Annotated in this window: 17 protein-coding genes and 2 pseudogenes; 8 read left to right on the top strand and 11 right to left on the bottom strand. The window is 71.4% G+C overall.

Annotated elements, in window-relative coordinates; genetic code table 11:
• Nucleotides 1-14 precede the first annotated feature (14 nt).
• Together Phou_RS21935 and Phou_RS21930 are read right to left on the bottom strand one after the other, a co-directional pair.
• Nucleotides 15-836: a sugar phosphate isomerase/epimerase family protein gene (locus tag Phou_RS21935; RefSeq protein ID WP_173057726.1), complete on the bottom strand. Its 822-nt coding sequence runs from the start codon at nucleotides 834-836 to the stop codon at nucleotides 15-17.
• Between the two features lie 41 nt (nucleotides 837-877).
• Nucleotides 878-1822 carry a Ppx/GppA phosphatase family protein gene (locus Phou_RS21930; RefSeq protein WP_173057725.1) on the bottom strand — a complete coding sequence of 315 codons (945 nt, stop codon included), beginning with the start codon at nucleotides 1820-1822 and terminating at the stop codon, nucleotides 878-880.
• Between the two features lie 103 nt (nucleotides 1823-1925).
• Here Phou_RS21930 and Phou_RS21925 point away from each other — a divergent pair.
• Nucleotides 1926-2794, top strand: a pseudogene (locus tag Phou_RS21925) (DUF3109 family protein).
• Here the strand turns inward: Phou_RS21925 and Phou_RS21920 are convergent.
• Together Phou_RS21920 and Phou_RS21915 are read right to left on the bottom strand one after the other, a co-directional pair.
• Nucleotides 2776-3459, bottom strand: a complete 684-nt coding sequence (locus Phou_RS21920) for a response regulator (RefSeq protein WP_173057724.1) — start codon at nucleotides 3457-3459, stop codon at nucleotides 2776-2778. The pseudogene Phou_RS21925 and the gene Phou_RS21920 sit on opposite strands and share 19 nt — an antisense overlap.
• A 23-nt stretch (nucleotides 3460-3482) precedes the next feature.
• Nucleotides 3483-4817, bottom strand: coding sequence for a sensor histidine kinase (locus tag Phou_RS21915; protein ID WP_246273667.1), 1335 nt, complete (start codon nucleotides 4815-4817; stop codon nucleotides 3483-3485).
• 144 nt (nucleotides 4818-4961) lie between these two features.
• On the opposite strand from Phou_RS21915, the gene phoU reads away from it, so the two are divergent.
• Nucleotides 4962-5624, top strand: coding sequence for a phosphate signaling complex protein PhoU (gene phoU / locus Phou_RS21910; protein WP_173057723.1), 663 nt, complete (start codon nucleotides 4962-4964; stop codon nucleotides 5622-5624).
• Nucleotides 5625-5633: 9 nt separating this feature from the next.
• Here phoU and Phou_RS21905 read toward each other — a convergent pair whose 3' ends face one another.
• A complete protein-coding gene (locus Phou_RS21905; RefSeq protein WP_371872149.1) occupies nucleotides 5634-6416 on the bottom strand; it encodes a phosphoglyceromutase in 783 nt (260 codons plus the stop codon).
• An 86-nt stretch (nucleotides 6417-6502) separates the two neighbouring features.
• On the opposite strand from Phou_RS21905, the gene Phou_RS21900 reads away from it, so the two are divergent.
• On the top strand, nucleotides 6503-7837 hold the full coding sequence (locus Phou_RS21900) for an MDR family MFS transporter (protein ID WP_173057721.1): 1335 nt from the start codon (nucleotides 6503-6505) through the stop codon (nucleotides 7835-7837).
• Here Phou_RS21900 and Phou_RS21895 read toward each other — a convergent pair.
• The 3 genes from Phou_RS21895 to mshA all read right to left on the bottom strand — a co-directional run bounded on the left by Phou_RS21895 (nucleotide 7830) and on the right by mshA (nucleotide 11062).
• The gene (locus tag Phou_RS21895) at nucleotides 7830-8981 is read right to left on the bottom strand and encodes a CaiB/BaiF CoA transferase family protein (RefSeq protein WP_173057720.1); all 1152 of its coding nucleotides are present in this window, start codon (nucleotides 8979-8981) and stop codon (nucleotides 7830-7832) included. The genes Phou_RS21900 and Phou_RS21895 overlap by 8 nt on opposite strands.
• A 240-nt stretch (nucleotides 8982-9221) precedes the next feature.
• On the bottom strand, nucleotides 9222-9749 hold the full coding sequence (locus tag Phou_RS21890; RefSeq protein WP_173057719.1) for a type III secretion system chaperone family protein: 528 nt from the start codon (nucleotides 9747-9749) through the stop codon (nucleotides 9222-9224).
• Nucleotides 9746-11062: a D-inositol-3-phosphate glycosyltransferase gene (gene mshA / locus Phou_RS21885; protein ID WP_246273666.1), complete on the bottom strand. Its 1317-nt coding sequence runs from the start codon at nucleotides 11060-11062 to the stop codon at nucleotides 9746-9748. The genes Phou_RS21890 and mshA overlap by 4 nt, the downstream gene beginning before the upstream one ends.
• Nucleotides 11063-11229: 167 nt before the next feature.
• On the opposite strand from mshA, the gene Phou_RS21880 reads away from it, so the two are divergent.
• Both Phou_RS21880 and Phou_RS21875 read left to right on the top strand, forming a co-directional pair.
• The gene (locus tag Phou_RS21880) at nucleotides 11230-11997 is read left to right on the top strand and encodes an SDR family oxidoreductase (RefSeq protein ID WP_173057717.1); all 768 of its coding nucleotides are present in this window, start codon (nucleotides 11230-11232) and stop codon (nucleotides 11995-11997) included.
• Nucleotides 11994-12797, top strand: a complete 804-nt coding sequence (locus Phou_RS21875; protein ID WP_173058775.1) for a class I SAM-dependent methyltransferase — start codon at nucleotides 11994-11996, stop codon at nucleotides 12795-12797. The genes Phou_RS21880 and Phou_RS21875 overlap by 4 nt, the downstream gene beginning before the upstream one ends.
• Before the next feature lie 176 nt (nucleotides 12798-12973).
• Here Phou_RS21875 and Phou_RS21870 read toward each other — a convergent pair whose 3' ends face one another.
• Together Phou_RS21870 and Phou_RS21865 are read right to left on the bottom strand one after the other, a co-directional pair.
• A complete protein-coding gene (locus tag Phou_RS21870; protein ID WP_173057716.1) occupies nucleotides 12974-13318 on the bottom strand; it encodes a hypothetical protein in 345 nt (114 codons plus the stop codon).
• Between the two features lie 32 nt (nucleotides 13319-13350).
• Entirely contained in the window at nucleotides 13351-14370 is a 1020-nt protein-coding gene (locus Phou_RS21865) for a UDP-N-acetylmuramate dehydrogenase (protein ID WP_371872195.1), read from the bottom strand.
• A gap of 353 nt (nucleotides 14371-14723) precedes the next feature.
• Here Phou_RS21865 and Phou_RS21860 point away from each other — a divergent pair, with 353 nt between their 5' ends.
• The 3 genes and pseudogenes from Phou_RS21860 to Phou_RS21850 all read left to right on the top strand — a co-directional run bounded on the left by Phou_RS21860 (nucleotide 14724) and on the right by Phou_RS21850 (nucleotide 17950).
• The gene (locus Phou_RS21860) at nucleotides 14724-15494 is read left to right on the top strand and encodes a maleylpyruvate isomerase N-terminal domain-containing protein (protein ID WP_173057714.1); all 771 of its coding nucleotides are present in this window, start codon (nucleotides 14724-14726) and stop codon (nucleotides 15492-15494) included.
• A 67-nt stretch (nucleotides 15495-15561) separates the two neighbouring features.
• Nucleotides 15562-16934, top strand: a pseudogene (locus Phou_RS21855) (GH1 family beta-glucosidase).
• Nucleotides 16931-17950 (top strand): LacI family DNA-binding transcriptional regulator, encoded by a 1020-nt coding sequence (locus Phou_RS21850; protein WP_173057713.1) that lies wholly within the window; start codon nucleotides 16931-16933, stop codon nucleotides 17948-17950. Before Phou_RS21855 ends, Phou_RS21850 begins: the two are co-directional and overlap by 4 nt.
• Here Phou_RS21850 and Phou_RS21845 read toward each other — a convergent pair.
• A complete protein-coding gene (locus tag Phou_RS21845; RefSeq protein WP_281365045.1) occupies nucleotides 17947-18726 on the bottom strand; it encodes an EI24 domain-containing protein in 780 nt (259 codons plus the stop codon). The two genes, Phou_RS21850 and Phou_RS21845, sit on opposite strands and share 4 nt — an antisense overlap.
• Between the last annotated feature and the right edge of the window lie 51 nt (nucleotides 18727-18777).

The following is an 18777-nucleotide window of genomic DNA, read 5'->3' as shown; positions in this document are numbered from 1 at the left end:
CCACAGGACGGCACTCAGGCGGGCGAGCCCGCCCTCGCGGAGCGAGGGCCGGTAGCAAGGTGCTGCCGTGCGTACGCCAGTGACTCGCTCAGGTCAGCCTCGCGGACCGCGCGGCTGCTCGCCTTGCGCGTGGCCACCTCGACCGCCACAGACCCGGTGAAACCCCGCCCTGCCAGCGACGCGAGCAGCTCGCCGCAGGGCTGGCTGCCCCGCCCGGGCACCAGGTGCTCGTCGCGCCCCTCGCCCGTGCCGTCGCCGAGGTGGACGTGGGCGAGCTGGGCGCCCATCGTGTCGGCCATGACCAGCGGGTCGGTGCGCGAGGCCGCGCAGTGCGACAGATCCAGGGTGTACGCGTCGTAGCCGGTCTCGGTGGGATCCCACCCCGGCACGTACGGCACGAACTCGCGACCGGCCATACGCACCGGGTACATGTTTTCCACCGCGAACGTCACATCCGGGTGCTTAGCGGCCAAGCGGGCCAATCCAGTGTCAAAGCTGCGGGCGTAGTCGCGCTGCCACGTGAACGGCGGGTGCACCACCACCGTGGGCGCGCCCAGCGTCTCGGCGAGCACGGCAGCCCGCCGCAACCGCTCCCACGGGTCGGAGCTCCACACCCGCTGGGTGACCAGCAGGCAGGGCGCGTGCACGGACAGCACCGGCACGTCGTAGTGCGCGGCCAGGCCACGCAGGGCACCTGCGTCCTGGCTGACCGCGTCGGTCCAGACCATGACCTCGATGCCGTCGTAGCCCAGGGTGGCAGCCATCTCGAACGCCGCCGCCGTCGGCTCAGGGAAGACGGAGGAGCTGGACAGGAGTACGGGGACGCGGGAACTCACGCTTGCCAGGGTATCGCCACGGTGGTAAATGCGCTTTGGCGCTACGCCGGCTCCAATTGGTCAAGACGGCGAAGAATGACCCCTTCGCGCAGAGCCCAGGGGCAGATGTCCACCGCGTCGATGTCGAGCCGGCGCATGGTCGCCTCGGCCACCACCGCGCCGGCGAGAAGCTGGTGCGCCCGGCGGGCGCTCACACCCTCCAAACCGGACAGTTCGCGCGGCGAGATGTGCCGGATGAACCCGATCACCTGCCGGAGCCCGTCGCGGTGCAGGACCCGGGGCGCCCACAGCCCGGCCGTCGAGGGCGCGGCGCCGGCCAGGCGGGCCAGCGTGCGGAACGTCTTCGACGTGGCCACCGGCCGGTCCCAGCCGACCTCGGAGAGCTTCTGCACGGCCGGGTCGAGCATGTCCTCCACGTACTCGAGCAGCTCGTCGACCCGATGCGCGGGCGGCGGCGCGGCGGTGTTGCCGTCGATGTGGAGCCGGTCGCGGGTCAGCCGGCCGGCGCCGAGCGGAAGTGACATCGCCAGGTCGGGGTCTTCGTCGATACCGGCCGCGAGCTCCAGCGAGCCACCGCCGATGTCCATCACCAGCAGGCGACCCGCCGACCAGCCGAACCACCGCCGTACCGCCAGGAAGGTGGCCCTGGCCTCGTCGGCGCCGGAGAGCACCTGCAGCCGTACCCCCGTCTCCTCCCGGACCCGCGCAAGCACGGCGGCGGAGTTGGTGGCGTCCCGTACCGCGGAGGTCGCGAAGGCCAGCAGGTCGTCGGTGACCAGCCGGGCCGCGGCGGACATCGCGTCAGCGGCGCTCTTGACCAGCGCGTCCGCTCCCGACTTGGTCAGCGCGCCGTCCTTGCCGATCTGCTCGGCCAGGCGGAGCACGGCCTTCTCCGAGTGCGCCGGCCAGGGGTGTGCGCCGTGGTGGGCATCCACGACCAGGAGGTGCACCGTGTTGGAACCGACGTCGAGGACACCGAGGCGCATACGCAAACCTTAAGGGCGGGAGCGGATAGGTGCTGGTCATGTAACGCTTACGCGACACGGCGACAAGCGTCGGAACCGCCTTGTGCGCGCGTAAGCTGACCGGGTGGCAAGCCTGCACGTCCTCGTCGACGACCCCCAGGACCCGCGGAGCAAAGAAGTTCCGCTCGACTTTCCCCGGGAGTGGATCGAGTTTGTCGACCCGGAGGACCCCAAGCACGTGATACGTGCCGATCTCACCTGGCTGCTGTCCCGATGGACCTGCGTCTTCGGCAAGGCGTGTCACGGGATCATCGCCGGCCGCGCATCCGACGGGTGCTGCTCGCACGGCGCCTTCTTCACCGACTCCGACGACGAGGAGCGGGTCAAGGCGGCGGCCAAGCGGCTGACGCCGGAGACCTGGCAGCACTACCGCCGCGGCTTCAAGAACTACACGGAGATGGACTCCATCGACGGCAAGAGCCCCGCCCGCCGCACCGCCACCCAGGGCGAAGAGGGCCCGTGCGTGTTCCTCAACGACGCGGACTTCGCCGGGGTGGCGGCTGCGCGCTGCACGCCCAGGCGCTGCGCGACGGCGTGCACCCGCTGGAGTACAAGCCGGACGTGTGCTGGCAGCTGCCGGTGCGGCGCGAGCAGGAGTGGTCCAAGCGGCCGGACGGCAGCAAGGTGCTGGTGACGACGCTGACCGAGTTCGACCGGCGGGGCTGGGGCTCCGGTGGCCACGACCTCGACTGGTGGTGCACCTCGTCGCCCGAGGCACACGTCGGCACCGACGCGATGTACCTGTCGTACGAGCCGGAGCTGACCGCGCTGGTCGGCAAGTCGGCGTACGCGAAGCTGGCCGAGCTGTGCGCGGCACGGCTCAAGAGCGGCCTTGTCGCGCCACACCCGGCGACGACGGCCGCCCAGCCGCCCAAGCCCGTGCGGCGGCGACGCCTGCCCCTGGTCGAAAAGGCTCAGGGCTCGAACTTGTAGCCCAGGCCGCGGACCGTGACGATGTAGCGCGGCGTGCTCGGCTCGGGCTCGACCTTGGAACGAAGGCGCTTGACGTGGACGTCGAGCGTCTTCGTGTCACCCACGTAGTCGGCGCCCCACACACGGTCGATCAGTTGGCCGCGGGTCAGCACCCGGCCGGCGTTGCGCAGGAGCAGCTCCAGCAGCTCGAACTCCTTGAGTGGCAGCTGCACGGCGGCACCGGCGACGGTCACCACGTGGCGCTCGACGTCCATCCGCACCGGGCCGGCGGCCAGCGTCGGCGCGGTGAGCTCGACCGCGTCCACGCTCTGGCGGCGCAGGACCGCCCGGATGCGGGCCACAAGCTCACGCGGCGAGTACGGCTTCGTCACGTAGTCGTCGGCTCCTATTTCCAGCCCGACGACCTTGTCGATCTCGCTGTCCCGCGCGGTCACCATGATGATCGGGACGTGGGAGCGCTGGCGCAGCTGGCGGCACACCTCGGTGCCCGACATCTCGGGCAGCATGAGGTCGAGCAGGACGATGTCCGCACCGGTCCGGTCAAACTCGGTGAGGGCGGAGGTGCCGGTCGCGGCGACCGAGACCTCGAATCCCTCCTTGCGGAGCATGTAGGACAAGGCGTCGGAGAACGACTCCTCATCCTCGACCACGAGCACGCGGGCCAACAGACTTTCCTTCCTGTTGCTCGTCAGGCCTGTCGAAGCTCGGCCGGACCGGCCTCGATCTCAACTGACGGTGGTAGCGGCAGCACGGCGTCCGGCGGACGGGCGGGCAGCCGGATGGTGAACGTCGACCCACCGCCCAGCCTGCTCGACACCTCCACGCGGCCGCCGTGATTTGTCGCGATGTGCTTGACAATTGCAAGACCGAGCCCGGTGCCGCCGGTCGCGCGGGAACGGGCCTGGTCGGCTCGGTAGAACCGCTCGAAGATCCGGTCGAGGTCGCTCGGCCCGATCCCGATGCCCTGGTCGGTCACGGCGATCTCAACGTACTCGTCGTCACCACGGGTGACCACGTCCACCGTCGTATCTTCCGCCGAGTAGGCGATCGCGTTTTCCACCAGGTTGGCGACGGCGGTGGCGATCTGGCTGTCGCTGCCGTACACCGTCAGACCTCGCGCACCGGTCACGTCGACCTCGATGTTTCGGGCGGACGCCGCCGTGCGCGTGCGGTCGATCACTTCGGCCATGACCCAGTCGAGCGCCACCGGCTCGGGCGCGGGCAGCGGCTCGGCACCCTGGAGCCGGGTCAGCTCCAGCAGCTCGTTGACCAGGCGGCCGAGCCGGGTCGACTCGGACTGGATCCGCTCGGCGAACCGCCGGGCGGCCGCCACGTCCTCGGCCGGGTCGGTGGTGACGCTGTCCGGGTCGGTGGCGTCCAGCAGCGCCTCGGCGAGCAGCTGCAGCGCGCCGATCGGGGTCTTCAGCTCGTGGCTGACGTTGGCCACGAAGTCACGCCGCACGCGGTCGACCCGGTGCGACTCGGTCACGTCGGCGGCTTCGACGGACACGAAGTTGCCGCCCAGCGCGACGGCCCGCAGGTGCACGCCGAGCGGTGCCTGCGGCCCGCCCTCCCGGCCCCGGGGCAGGTCGAGCTCCACCTCGCGGCGCACCCCCGTACGCCGGACCTGGCCGGCGAGGGTGCGCACGATCGGGTGGGCGGCGATGGTGCCGGGCTGGGGTCCGGCGCGCAGGAGGCCCATCGCCCGCGCGGCCGGGTTGACCAGCACAGGCACGTCATCATGATCGAGCACGACGACGCCGACCCGCAGCGCGTCGAGACTCTTGCGGCCCAGCCCGGGGGGCTGGCCCTGCGGCTCCTTGGCGATAGCCGGCCTCCCGTTGTCGCGGGTGGCTTCTCCGAAGCCCCCGGCGGACTCGCCCTTCGTCCCGGAGGGCCGACCGCCTACCGGGACGAGCAGACCACGGACCCCCGCGCGGCCGCGCACGGCGAGCAGGGCAGCTGTCCCGGCCACCAGGCCGAGGACGCTGCCGACCACGCCGACTCCGACCGCCCACTCCACGTGGCGATCGTAGGGTCATTGTTAACCCAACCGCTTCGCAGAATAGGACAAACCTGACGCACTTCCAAGAGTGTTCACCGCTCGGCCCAGCGTCGTTCACCCCCTTGGGGCAGAGATCGTGAAGCATCGCCTAGCATCGACGCGATGCGTGACGAGCTGCGGGCAGACCTTCTGGAGGTGGGTCGCCTCCTGGTTTCCATGGCCGAGGCGGTCCGCACAGCCATGGCGCGCGCCACCGAGGCACTGCTGACCGCCGACCGCGCGATCTGCGAGATGGTCATCGCGCGCGACGCCGAGGTGGACGAGCTGCACCGGCACGTCGACCAGCAGGTGTATGACACGCTCGCCCGCCAGGCGCCGGTCGCCACCGACCTGCGGCTCGTGATCACGGGCATCCGGATCGCCGCCGACCTGGAGCGGATGGGTGATCTCGCCGAGCACGTGGCAAAGACGGCGCTGCGGCGTTACCCGGCGCCAGCGCTGCCGCCCCAGCTCCGTGAGGTGATCACCTCGATGGCTGCCGTCGCCGACCGGATGGCGGGCAAGGTGGGCCTCGTGCTCACCACGCAGAACGCCACGCTCGGCGCCGAGCTCGAGAGCGACGACGACGCGATGGACGAGCTGCAGCGGCAGCTCTTCAGCATCCTGCTGCACAAGGACTGGCCGCACGGCGCGGAGGCCGCGATCGACGGCGCGCTGCTGGGCCGCTTCTACGAAAGGTACGCGGACCACGCGGTCAACGCCGGGCAGCAGGTCTTCTACCTCGTCACAGGTGAGACGAGCGAGCCGCCCGACGTCGTCGCGTAGGCGTCGGGGCTAGCGCCCCTGGTTGGCGACCGCGGCCGCCGCTTCCTTGGCCGCTTCCGGGTCGAGGTACGTCCCGCCGGGCGTGACCGGGCGCAGCGAGGCGTCCAGGTCGTAGCGGAGCGGGATGCCGGTGGGGATGTTGAGCTTGGCGATCGCCTCGTCGGAGATGCCGTCGAGGTGCTTGACCACCGCGCGCAGCGAGTTGCCGTGTGCGGCCACCAGCACCGTGCGGCCGGCGAGCAGGTCCGGCACGATCGCGTCGTACCAGTACGGCAGGGTGCGGCCGAGCACGTCCTTGAGGCACTCGGTGCGCGGCATCAGCTCCGGCGGGAGCGTGGCGTAGCGCGGGTCGCCGACCTGCGACCACTCGTCGTTGTCGTCGATCGCCGGAGGGGGCGTGTCGTACGACCGGCGCCAGAGCATGAACTGCTCCTCGCCGAACTCCTCCAGCGTCTGTTTCTTGTTTTTGCCCTGGAGAGCGCCGTAGTGCCGCTCGTTGAGCCGCCACGACCGGTGCACCGCGATCCAGTGCCGGTCGGCCGCGTCGAGCGCGAGATTAGCGGTACGGATCGCGCGGCGCAGCACGCTCGTGTGCACCACGTCGGGGAGCAGGCCCTGCTCGCGCAACAGCTCGCCGCCGCGCCTCGCCTCGGCCTCGCCCTTGGCGGTCAGGTCGACATCAACCCACCCGGTGAAGAGGTTTTTCGCATTCCACTCGCTCTCACCGTGCCGTAGCAGCACCAGCGTCCCCAGAGTCATGGCTTCATCCTGCCACCGTGACCGCCACCACATGGAAATCGGGATGCGTGGCTCCCATACACCGGACTAGCTTGTAAGGAACGTAGAGCACTGTGACCGTTACGGGGAGGTATGCGGGCGTGCGGAGCTGGTTACGGGAGACCACTGGTGGCCTGCCCTCCACCTTCTGGTACCTCTGGACCGGCACTCTGGTAAACCGCCTCGGCTCGTTCGTCATGATATTCATGGCGATCTACCTCACCAGCGAGCGTCACTTCACGCAGACCGAGGCCGGTTTGGTGATCGGCCTGTTCGGCGTGGGCAGCGCGATGGGCGTGACGGTCGGTGGCGTGCTGGCCGACCGGTGGGGGCGCCGCCCCACCCTCTTCACCGCCCACCTCGGCGCCGCGACCATGCTGCTGGTGCTGGGCTTCGCCGACGACCGCTGGACGATCACGCTGGGCGCGCTCGTGCTCGGCTTCTTCATGGACGGCAGCCGGCCCGCGTTCCAGGCGATGATGGTCGACGTCGTGCCCGAGCGCGACCGGCTGCGCGCGTTCTCCCTCAACTACTGGGCCATCAACCTCGGCTTCGCCTTCGCCGCGGTGCTCGCCGGCCTCGCCGCCCAAGCCGACTTCCTGCTGCTCTTCCTGGTCGACGCGACGACGACCCTGGTCACCGCCGCCATCATCTTCGTCAAGGTGCGGGAGACCCGGCGCCCGCAGGGCTTCGCCCGCCGCGATACCGGCACCCCGGCGGTCGGCCTGCACACGGTCTTCGCCGACCGGGTGTTCGTCGGCTTCCTGCTGCTGAACCTGCTCACCGCCGTGGTCTTCCTGCAGCACATCTCGATGCTGCCGATCGCGATGGGCCAGGACGGCCTCTCCCCGTCCACGTTCGGCTGGGTGATCGCGCTCAACGGCGTACTCATCGTCTCCGGCCAGCTCTTCGTCCCGCGCCTCATCCGCGGCCGCGACCGCTCCCGCACGCTCGCCGTCGCCTCGCTCATCACCGGCCTGGGCTTCGGCCTGACCGCCATCGCGGACGTCCCCTGGCTGTACGCGGTGACGGTCCTGATCTGGACGATGGGCGAGATGCTCACGTCGCCCTCCAACGCCACGCTCATCGCCGAGCTGTCGCCGGCCGCCACCCGCGGGCGCTACCAGGGCGTCTTCGGGCTCTCCTGGTCGGCGGCCGCCTTCCTCGCGCCGACGCTGGGCGGCTTCGTCATGCAGCACGCCGGCGACGCGGCGCTGTGGCTCGGCGCCGCGGGCATCGCCGCCGCCGTCTCGGTCGGCCAGATCGTCTCCGGCCCTTCCCGCGAGCGCCGCGTGGCCGCGCTCGCCACCGCCGCGGCCCCTTCAGCGACAGAAACAGCCCCACCCGTGGGCGTTCCGGCTCCGGCTGCCGCCCTCGGCGCGGCGGCCGCCGACGACGCACCTCCCGTGGCCGACGACCTGAGCAAGGTCAGCTGACGTCGGCCTGATGGGCGATCCCGCTGGCGAGGAGCGCCTCGGCGCCGGGCACCGACCACTCCCGCAGCACCGCGCGCGTGTGCTCGCCGGGTAGGGGTGGCGGCAGCGAGGGCGCGGCAGCGGGCGTGGCGGAGAAGCGCGGTGCCGGGGCGGGCTGGCGTACGCCGTGCGACTCCACGAAGACGCCGCGGGCGTCCAGGTGCGCGTCCGCCGGCGCCTCGTCCAGCGAGAGGACCGGAGCGACGCAGGCGTCGGTGCCCGCGAACACCTCCGTCCACTCCTCGCGGGTGCGGGTCGCGATCCGGGCCGCGATGAGCGCGCGAAGGTCCGGCCACGACGCGACGTCGAGCTGGGCCGGGCACTCGCTCGGATCCAGGCCCAACCGCTCGGTGAACTCGGCGTAAAACTTCGGTTCCAGCGGACCGACGGCGAGGTGCCGGCGGTCGGCGGTCTCGTACACGCTGTAGAAGGGTGCGCCGCCGTCGAGGAGGTTGGCGCCGCGGCGATCCTGCCACGCTCCACTGTGGAGCAAGCCGTAGAGCTGGGTCGCCAGCAGCGCGGCGCCGTCGACGATCGCGGCGTCGACCACCTGGCCCACGCCGGTGCGCTGGGCCTGCCACAGCGCGGCGAGTACCCCGGCGACGAGCAGCATCCCGCCGCCCCCGTAGTCGCCGAGCAGGTTGAGTGGTGGCACGGGCGGGCCATCGGCGGGACCGATCGCGTGCAGCAGACCGGTGCGCGCCAGGTACGTGATGTCGTGCCCGGCGGTGGCGGCCAGCGGCCCTTCCTGGCCCCACCCGGTCACCCGGCCGTACACGAGGCGGGGGTTGACCGCGTGGCACTCGGCCGGCCCGATGCCCAGCCGCTCCGCGACGCCCGGCCGGTAGCCCTCGATCAGGACGTCGGCACGGGCGGCGAGCGCGCGCACAAGGGCCGCGCCCTCGGGACGCTTGAGGTCGACGGCGATCGAGCGCTTGCCCCGGCCCTGCAGGTCTTCGCGGGGTGGCAGCGGCACGGCGTGCACGCCGACGCGGTCGACGCGCACCACGCTCGCGCCGAGGTCGGCCAGGACCATGCCTGCGAAGGGTGCGGGTCCGAGCCCCGCCAGCTCTAGGACGGTGAGCCCGGAAAGCGGTCCAGCCATGGGCAGACTCTAGGAGCTTCGGCCCGGCGGCGGCGGGCGACACTCACCCCCGTAAGCGTCGCCCGCTCTCGCCGCCGGTCTTAGGTGGCGCCGTCCCCCAACGGCGTGTTGTTGCCACCCATCCCCCAGCACCGATCCTGGCGCGGTCCCGACGACGGACCAGAGTTCCCCCGAACTGTTTTGCCAGGTGTGGCGCGTGCAGATCACGTTACGGCGCAACGCTTTCCAGGCACAAGGCGATTACGTTGTCTCGCCCGTCACATCGTTTGGATGGTTGTCGCTGGGGAACAGGTGGGAAAAAGCCCGCAGGTTGGCAAGGGACTCACCGCGCTTGACCCGCCACTCCCACTCGCGCCGGATCGCCGAGCCAAAGCCGATTTCGAGCATCGTGTCGAAGGATTCGTCCGCGTACGTGAGGACGGACCCGAGCAAGCGGTCGAGCTCGTCTTCGTCCAGACCCGACAATCCCAACCGACCGGTCAGGTAGACGTCGCCGGCGGTGTCGATGGAGAAGGCCACCCCGTACATGCGGGCGTTGCGCCGCAGCAGCCACGCCCACAGCTCCTCGCGCCGCTCGTCCGGCTGCCGCATCACGAAGGCCTCGACGCGCAGGGCGTGCTCGCCCACGATGAGGTTGCAGACGGTCTTGAGCTTGTGGGTGCCGGGCAGGGTCACCGCGTACGACATCTCGCCGGTCGCCTCGCACGGCAGCTCCCGCTCCGCGCAGACCGACTCGATCAGCGTGGCCACGTCGGCCGGCCGCGTCACGCCAGCGCCTTCAGCGCCGCCGCCTCGTCCTGTATCGACGAGGTGAGGCGCTCGCGATGCTCCGTCACCGCCTCACGGTAGACCGCGAGCAGGCCCGACGCCGTACGAGTCCAGGAGAAGTTGCGCGCGTGTCCGACCGCTCCCACGGCCAGCTCCTCGCGCCGCCCCGGGCAGGCGAGCAGCTTGCCGAGCACGATCGCCCAGTCGACCGGACAGTGCCCGTCGACGAGGACGCCGCTGACCCCGTCGCGTACCGCCGTCACCAGGCCGCCGACCGCGGCCGCCACGACCGGCGTGCCGCACGCCTGCGCCTCCAGCGCGACGAGCCCGAACGACTCGTTGTGCGACGGCACCGCCACGAGGTCGGCCGCGCGGTAGAGGGCGGGCAGGTCCTCGCCGGTCAGCGGGGGCAGGAAGCGCACCGAGTCGGCGACGCCGAGCGAGTCGGCGAGGTCGATGAGCGCGGTCGGCTGGGCGAGGCCGGAGCCGGACGGGCCACCACAGATCACGACGGTGACCTGCTCGGCCATCTCGGGCTCCCGGTCGCGCAGGGCGGCCAGCGACCGCAGCAGCACGTCGGGCGCCTTGAGCGGCTGGATGCGGCCGACAAACGCGACGATGTGCCCCCGCTCGGGCAGGCCGAGGCGGCGGCGGTCGGCGACCCGGCCACCGGCGGTGGGCCGGAAGCGCTCCAGGTCGACGCCCGGCTCGACCACCGAGACGTGGGAAGGGTCGGCGCCGTACCTCGTGATGAGGTCGCGGGCCTCGAACCGGGTGTTGGCGACCAGCCGGTCCGCGACGGCGACCACCTGGTCCTCGCCGACGACACGGGCGAGCGGCTCGGGCCGGTCACCGTCGGCGAGCTGGGCGTTCTTGACCTTGGCGAGCGTGTGCGCGGTGTGCACCAGCGGGACGCCCCAGCGCTCCTTGGCCAGCCAGCCGACCTGCCCGGAGAGCCAGTAGTGGGAGTGGATCATGTCGTAGTAGCCCGGCGGGTGCGCGGCCTCGGCGCGCAGCACCCCATTGGTGAACGCGCACATCTGCCCCGGCAGGTCTTCCTTCGCCAACCCTTCGAGCGGTCCGGACATGATGTGCCGAACCGTCACGCCTGGTGACATTTCGACACACGCCGGTCGATCGCTCGACGTGGCTCGGGTGAAGATCTCCACCTCGACGCCAGCGTCGGCGAGGCGGCGGGCCACCTCCACCACGTACACGTTCAGCCCGCCGGCGTCGCCGGTGCCCGGCTGATCCAGCGGTGACGTGTGCACGGACAGGGTGGCGATGCGCCGCGGCGTCGGCCAATGCGACACGTTGCTCCTTCCACGACGGCGAATGTCTCTACGCCCCGGCATTGCAACCCCCGCGGCCGGACTCATCTTCCCGATGACCAGTTGAACGCGCATCTAACGCAGGCGTGAACGTGATCCACCTCTCTCTGTGCGGTGGCCTGGACCGCCCAGTAGGGAAGAATCGCCCCATGACCTCCTCGATCGCGATCGTGACCGGTGCGTCCAGTGGGATCGGCGCCGCCACCGCCCGCAGGCTGGCCGCCGAGGGCTTCCATGTCGTCGCCGCCGCCCGCCGGGTCGACCGGCTGGACGCCCTGGTCAAGGAGATCGGCGCGGCCGGCGGCGAAGCCACCGCCCTGCCCTGTGACGTCACCTCGGACGAGTCGGTCGCGGCGCTGGCCGCCGCGGTGGGCGAGCTCGGCCGGCCGGTCACCGTCCTGGTCAACAACGCCGGCGGCGCCCGCGGTCTCGATCCGGTGGAGACCGGGTCGATCTCCGACTGGCAGTGGATGTACGACGTGAACGTGCTGGGCACCATCCGCGTGACCCAGGCGTTCCTGCCCGCACTGGACGCGTCGGGCGCGGGCACGATCGTGGTGCTGAGCTCCACGGCCGGCCTCATCGTGTACGAGGGCGGGGGTGGCTACGCGGCCGCCAAGCACGCACAGACGGCGGTGGCCGAGACGCTGCGGCTGGAGCTCAGCGGGCGGCCGATCCGGGTGATCGAGATCGACCCGGGGATGGTGCGCACCGAGGAGTTCGGGCTGACCCGCTTCGGCGGCGACGCGCAGAAGGCCGACGCGGTGTACGCGGGCGTGGCCGAGCCGCTCGTCGCGGACGACATCGCCGACTGCGTCGCGTGGACGGTGACCCGCCCGCACTACGTCAACATCGACCGCATCGTCGTGCGCCCGCTCGCCCAGGCCGCCCAGCACAAGGTGCACCGGGTGTTCTGATGGCCGCTCGGCCGCAGGGCGAGATCACCCGCGGGACGACCAATCCCAACCGCCTGCGGCGGGTGGACAACTGGATCGCGGCCACGCTCGGCGACACGCTGCGAGAATCGGCCGACCCGCTGGTGGTCGACCTCGGGTACGGCGAGAGCCCGGTGACCGCCGTGGAGCTGCGCGACCGCCTGGTGGCCGCGGTGCGTCCCGACGTGCGCGTGGTGGGACTGGAGATCGACCCCGCACGCGTGGCCGCCGCCGCGCCGGTCGCCGACCCGCCCGGCCTCACCTTCGCGCGCGGCGGCTTCGAGCTGGCCGGGCTGCGCCCCACGCTCGTACGCGCCTTCAACGTGCTGCGCCAGTACGAGGAGGCAGCCGTACCGGCGGCGTGGCAGACCATGGCCGAGGCACTCGCGCCGGGCGGTGCGGTCGTCGAGGGCACCTGCGACGAGCTGGGTCGCCTGGCGTCGTGGGTAGTGCTCGACGCCGCGGGGCCCCGGACACTCACGCTCGCCGCCAAGCTGTCCACTCTGGACACACCCGCCACGCTCGCGGAGCGGCTGCCCAAGGCGCTCATCCACCGCAACGTGCCCGGTGAGCCGATCCACACGTTCATCTCCACGATGGACGCGGCTTGGCGGGATGCCGCGCCGTACGCGACCTTCGGGCCCCGGCAGCGGTGGTTACGCACCGTATTCGCCACACGGGCCGCCGGCTGGCCGATTCTGGACCGCGCCTCGCGTTGGCGGCTTGGTGAGGTAACAGTCAAATGGCAGACGATTGCACCGAGTTACCTCACTAACGGTTAAATCGTTGAGGAAACGGCGGAAACCTTCCTTAAGACGATAAACCTGGAGATATAGGTGCGTACCAGCTTGCGTATGGCGGCGGCAGCCGCGCTAGTCACCGTTCCGTTGACCATGCTTGGTGCCAGCGCGATGCTGTCGTCCGCGCAGGCCGCCACGCCGCCCGGCAGGTGCTACGGCTACGGCTGCCAGACCACGTCGCCGCCCACGACCGCACCGACCACCAAGCCACCCACCACGGCGCCGACCACAGCGCCGACGACCACGCCGCCCACGACGGCACCGACCACCACGCCGCCGACCACCTCGCCCACAACCACGCCGCCCACGACGGCGCCGACGACCACGCCGCCGACGACCTCGCCCACGACGTCACCGCCCACCACCTCGCCGACCACCTCGTCGCCGGCCACCACCCAGCCGCCGCTGCCGCGGACCGGCGACGCGACGACCGCCGTCGCGGTGACCGGCGTGGTGCTCATCGGCAGCGGCGCGGCCCTGGGGCTGGGCGCCTGGGCGTTCACCCGCCGGCGCCGCTTCGAGGCGTGACCGAGCGCTACAGCTCGCAGTTGACCAGGACCGGTTCGGGGTGGAGCGTCACCCCGAACCGGTTTTTCACGCCGTCCCGGATCTCGCGCGCCAGCCCCAGCAGGTCGGCCGTGGAGCCACCGCCGCGGTGCGTGAGGGCGAGCGTGTGCTTCGTCGAGATGCTGACCGGGCCGGGGCCGTACCCCTTGGTGAAGCCCGCCTTGTCGATGAGCCACGCGGCACTGACCTTGACGACCCCCTCGGGGCTCGGCCACGACGGCGGCTCACCCAGCCCGGCGGCCCGCTCGCGGAGCGCCGTGTACGCCGCGGCCTCCAGCACCGGGTTGGTGAAGAACGAGCCGACCGAGCGGGTGTCCGGATCGGCCTGGTCCAGCACCATGCCTTTGCCGGCCCGCAGTTCGAGCACGGCAGCCCGCGCGTCCGCCAGGGGCACCCGGTGACCGATCTCCACGCCCAGCGCCCGGGCCAGCTCGGCGTAGCGCACCGGCGCCGACTCGGGCGAGCGGGCGAGACGGAAGTCGACGGAGAGCACCACCCAGCGGTCGCTGTGCTTGAAGACGCTGGTCCGGTACGCGAAGCGGCACTCCTCCGGCGTCATCACCAGGCGCTCACCGGTGGTCCGGTCGAGCGCCCGCACCGCCGTGATTGTCTCCGCGACCTCCTGGCCGTACGCCCCGACGTTCTGGATCGGCGTGGCACCGGCCGACCCGGGCACGCCGGAAAGGCACTCGATGCCCGACCAACCGGCCTCCACGGCTTGGGCCACCACGCGGTCCCACGGCTCACCGGCCTCGACCGTCACGGTCACGGTGTCGGCCTCCACCTCGCGGACCGTCACGCCGACGGAGCGGACCAGGACCACCGTCCCGGGATAGCCGCCGTCGCCGACCACCACGTTGCTGCCACCCGCAAGGATGAACGAGTTCGCGGGGCTTTGCGCCAGCTCGTCAGCATTTGTGGCAATCAATACGCGCTGCGCAGGGCCTCCGAGACCCAATGTGGTGTAGGCCGAAAGGGAATCGGGCACGGTCGGTTGGGCGGCAGTAGGCAGTTCGGCGCTAACGTCGGGCACGCCATTCACCCTAGGCTGGATGGCACGGGGGCAACCCAAAGGCCGCCCGGCCGCGTCGGGAGGGTGTCATGACTGAGCAAAGCGAGCGGTGCGTGAGGCACAGTCCGTGTGACGCCTCGTGCCCGCCCGCAGCGAAGCGAGGACGGGCATGAGCGGGCGTAGCGAGCGAATCATCAGACTCAGTGCGCTTGAAGCCTCGTGCCCGCCCGCAGCGAAGCGAGGACGGGCATGAGCGGGCGTAGCGAGCGAATCATCAGACTCAGTGCGCTTGAAGCCTCGTGCCCGCCCGCAGCGAAGCGAGGACGGGCATGAGCGGCAGATTGCACGGGTCGAAGGACTTCTGGATCGCCGGGCTGCGGGCCGAGGGCCCGCCCTTCCGTGACGCGATCTCCCAGGCACCTCCGGACACACCGGTACCCTCCTGTCCCGACTGGACCGTCACCGACCTCGTCCACCACCTCGGCTCGATCTACCGCTGGGCACGTGGCCACGCCACCCGGGGTGTCACCACGCCTCCCGAGCCCCGCCGCGCGGCGGTGCCCGAGGGCCTTCCGACCGGCCCGGCCGCGGCGCAGTGGTGGCAGGAGGAGTACACGGCGCTGCTCGACACGCTCGAGGCCCTCGACCCCGAGCTCCCCGCGTGGAACTGGGCACCGCAGGCCAAAAAGGCCGGCTTCTGGCACCGCCGCATGGCACACGAGACCGCCGTGCACCGGTGGGACGCGCAGATGTCGATCGGCACGGGCGAGCCGGTCGAGGCCAAGCTCGCGGTCGACGGGGTGAGCGAGGTGCTCGACACCTGGCTGCCGGCCGGCCGCCGGCACAACCCGACCTCCCGCCAGGGAATGGTGCACCTCGTGGCGACCGACGCGGCGCAGGAGTGGTTCCTGCGGCTGCGCGGCGAGGGAGTGGCGCTGCTCGACACCGGCACGCTCCTGGACAGCGACGAGCACCCCGCCCGGGTGTACGCGGCGGGCACGGCGAGCGACCTGCTGCTGGCCCTCTACGGCCGGGTCGGCTTCGACGTGCTGGAGATCACCGGCGACCCCACGCTGCTCGACTGCCTTCGCACGGGCTGACGCGGGACCCGACCACCGCGCCACGTGGCACATAATCGTAAGGACCGTGCCAGGGAGTGGTGAGGGGATGACGGTGGGCCTGCTGTTTCCAGACGGCTTCGTATGGGGTGCGGCCACCGCGGCGTACCAGATCGAGGGCGCGGCCCGGGACGACGGCCGCGGGCCGTCGATCTGGGACACGTTCTCGCGTACACCGGGCAAGGTCTTCGCCGGTCACACCGGCGACGTGGCCTGCGACCACTACCACCGCTACCCGGATGACGTGCGGCTCATGGCCGACCTCAGCCTCCGGGCGTACAGGTTTTCGATCTCGTGGCCACGGCTCCAGCCCGACGGCACGGGTCCGGTCAACCCGCGAGGCCTCGACTTCTACGACCGCCTCGTCGACGAGCTGCTCGGCCAGGGAATCGACCCGATCGTCACGCTCTACCACTGGGACCTTCCCCAGTCGCTGGAAGACCGGGGCGGCTGGACCAGCCGCGACACCGCTTCCTGGTTCGCGGAGTACGCGGTGGCCGCGTACACCCGGCTGGGCGACCGGATCTCCACCTGGACCACGCTGAACGAGCCGTGGTGCTCGGCCTACCTCGGCTACGCCGCGGGCGTGCACGCGCCGGGGCGGCAGGACCCCGCGGCCGCGTTCGCCGCCGTCCACCACCTGCTCCTCGGGCATGGCCTGGCCGCGCGGGCGCTGCGCGCGGCGGGCGCCGAAAAGGTGGGCATCACGCTCAACCCGGCCGCGGTGCTGCCGGCCGACCCGGAGAGCGCGGCGGACGCCGAGGCCGTGCGCGTAGTCGACGGCCTGTCCAACCGCATCTTCTTCGACCCGATCCTGGCCGGTGGCTACCCGCCGGACGTGCTGGAGCACATGCGCCGCTTCACCGACCTGGCGTTCATCCAGGACGGTGACGAGAAGGCCATCGCCGCACCGATCGACCTGCTCGGCGTCAACTACTACTCGCCCACCTACGTCGCGGGCCGTCCTGGCGCCCCGGCGGCGGTCCGGCCCACCCCGGCACCGAGGGCATCCTCTTCCTCCCGCCGGCCGGCCCGCTCACCGAGATGGGCTGGCAGATCGAGCCGGCCGGCCTCACCGCGCTGCTCGAGCGAATCGGCCGCGACTACCCCGGCACCCCGCTCTACATCACGGAAAACGGGGCGGCCTTCGACGACAAGGCCGGTCCGGACGGGCAGGTGGCGGACGCCGACCGGATCGCGTACCTGGACGGCCACCTCCGCGCCGTGCACACCGCGATCGAGCGGGGTGTCGACGTGCGGGGCTACCTTGTGTGGTCGCTGATGGACAACTTCGAGTGGGCCGAGGGCTACCGCAAGCGGTTCGGCATCATCCACGTCGACTACCGGACCCAGCGGCGCACGCCCAAGGACAGCGCGCTGTGGTACCGCGACGTCATCGCCCGCAACGGACTGCCGTCATGACTATCGCGCGGGAACGCCCCACCCTCGAAGCGGTAGCTCGCCGTGCCGGGGTTTCCCGCGCCACGGTGTCGCGAGTGGTAAACGGCTCCACGACGGTGGCCGAGCCGATCCAGGAGGCCGTGCGGCAGGCGGTGCGCGAGCTCGGGTACGTGCCAAACCTCGCCGCGCGCAGCCTGGTCACCCAGCGCACCGACTCGATCGCCCTGATCCTGCCCGAGTCGGCGACCCGCGTCTTCTCCGACGACCAGTTCTTCCCGGGGATCGTGCGCGGTGTCAGCCAGGAGCTGGAGGCGGCCGACAAGCAGCTCGTGCTCATCATGGCGGGCTCGGACGCCAGCTACGACAGGGTCGAGCGGTACACGACGGGCCGGCACGTCGACGGCGTCATGTTCGCCTCGATGCACGGCGTCGACCCGCTGCCCGGCACGCTCGCCCGCATCGGCATCCCGGTCGTGTGCAGCGGCCGCCCGATGGGCCGGGGCACACCACCCGTGCCGTACGTGGACGTCGACTCGGTGGGCGGAGCGGAGCGGGCCGTGCGCCACCTGCTCGACGCCGGGCGCCAGCGGATCGCCACGATCGCCGGCCCGCAGGACATGGTGGCCGGCATCGACCGGCTGGCCGGGTACCGCAACGAGCTGAAGGGCTCGCCGCGCCGCCGCTCGATCGTGGCCAACGGCGACTTCACCCGCGAGTCCGGGGCGGTCGCGATGCGCCAGCTCCTGGACGACGACCCCTCACTCGACGCGGTCTTCGTCGCGTCCGACCTGATGGCACACGGTGCCCTTCGCACCCTGCGCGAGGCCGGCCGGCGCGTGCCCGACGACGTGGCGGTGGTCGGCTTCGACGACGTGGAGATCGCCCGCTACACCGACCCGCCGCTCACCACCGTGCGCCAGCCGATCATCGACATCGGCCGCGAGATGGTGCGCCAGCTGCTCCGCATCGCCCAGGGCGAGGATGTCGAGGAGGCCCTGATTCTCCCGACCGAGTTCGTGATCCGCGAAAGCGCCTAGCCGCGGGCGGGCGTGGACGGGGCGGGTGCGTCGATGGGCAGGTCGAGCACCTTGCGGGCGAGCAGTGTGCCTCCCGCCACCGCGGCCGGCATGACCAGGACCGCGCCGAGCGGGATCAGAAAACAGCAGAACACGCCCACGCCAAAGCCCAGTGCCAGCGGCCGGTTGGCGGCGAGAAGGCGGCGGCGGTCGGGCAGGCGCAGGCCGCGCCGGTAGAACGCCACGCCGACCAGCTCCAGCGCGAGGAACCAGCCGCCGACGAGCGCGCCGATGACCGGGACCACGGTCTGGCCGATGAACGGGATCAGGCCGAGGAAGAACAGCGGGATGCCGATCGCCACGGAGAGGGCGATCAGCCGGATCGAGTCCCACAGGCTGCGCCGCAGCGAGCGCCACCACGGCACGTCGATCTCGCCCGGTACGCCGCCGAACCGCTCCTCGATCTTTCCCGAGATCGTTTCGTAGAACGGGTCGCCGATGAGCAGCGTGACGGCCGTGAAGGTGAGCACGCCGATCAGCCCGCCGAGCCCCAGGATGCCGATCGCGGCGAGGACCTGCACCACGTCGCGCGGCCCTTCGGACCAGCCGTCGGCAAACCAGGTGAACAGCTCCGCGAGGTCGGAGACGAAGTAGATCAGCGTCGCGTACGCGGCGATGAACAGCGCACCCGAGATGAGAGCCGGGATGATGCCGAGCAGGACAAGGCGGGGGCTGCGCGCGTACATGCCGATGCCCCGGCCGAGCAGCCCGACACCCGCGAAGAACTCACCAACCACGCCGGGAGCGTAGAACACCGGGCCCAGAACCGCCCGCTGGCGGCACCCTCA

Origin of the sequence: Phytohabitans houttuyneae (assembly GCF_011764425.1) — a bacterium.
Taxonomy (GTDB): Bacteria; Actinomycetota; Actinomycetes; order Mycobacteriales; family Micromonosporaceae; genus Phytohabitans; species Phytohabitans houttuyneae.
The sequence above is the reverse complement of the archived record's forward strand: the minus strand, read 5'-3'. Positions and strand labels throughout refer to the sequence as shown.

What these genes read in the sequence shown, in the direction of transcription:
- Phou_RS21930 (WP_173057725.1), bottom strand. Translation starts at nt 1,822, where the DNA reads ATGCGCCTCGGTGTCCTCGACGTCGGTTCCAACACGGTGCACCTCCTG.
- phoU (WP_173057723.1), top strand. Translation starts at nt 4,962, where the DNA reads ATGCGTGACGAGCTGCGGGCAGACCTTCTGGAGGTGGGTCGCCTCCTG.
- Phou_RS21905 (WP_371872149.1), bottom strand. Translation starts at nt 6,416, where the DNA reads ATGTGGTGGCGGTCACGGTGGCAGGATGAAGCCATGACTCTGGGGACG.
- Phou_RS21895 (WP_173057720.1), bottom strand. Translation starts at nt 8,981, where the DNA reads ATGGCTGGACCGCTTTCCGGGCTCACCGTCCTAGAGCTGGCGGGGCTC.
- Phou_RS21880 (WP_173057717.1), top strand. Translation starts at nt 11,230, where the DNA reads ATGACCTCCTCGATCGCGATCGTGACCGGTGCGTCCAGTGGGATCGGC.
- Phou_RS21860 (WP_173057714.1), top strand. Translation starts at nt 14,724, where the DNA reads ATGAGCGGCAGATTGCACGGGTCGAAGGACTTCTGGATCGCCGGGCTG.
- Phou_RS21850 (WP_173057713.1), top strand. Translation starts at nt 16,931, where the DNA reads ATGACTATCGCGCGGGAACGCCCCACCCTCGAAGCGGTAGCTCGCCGT.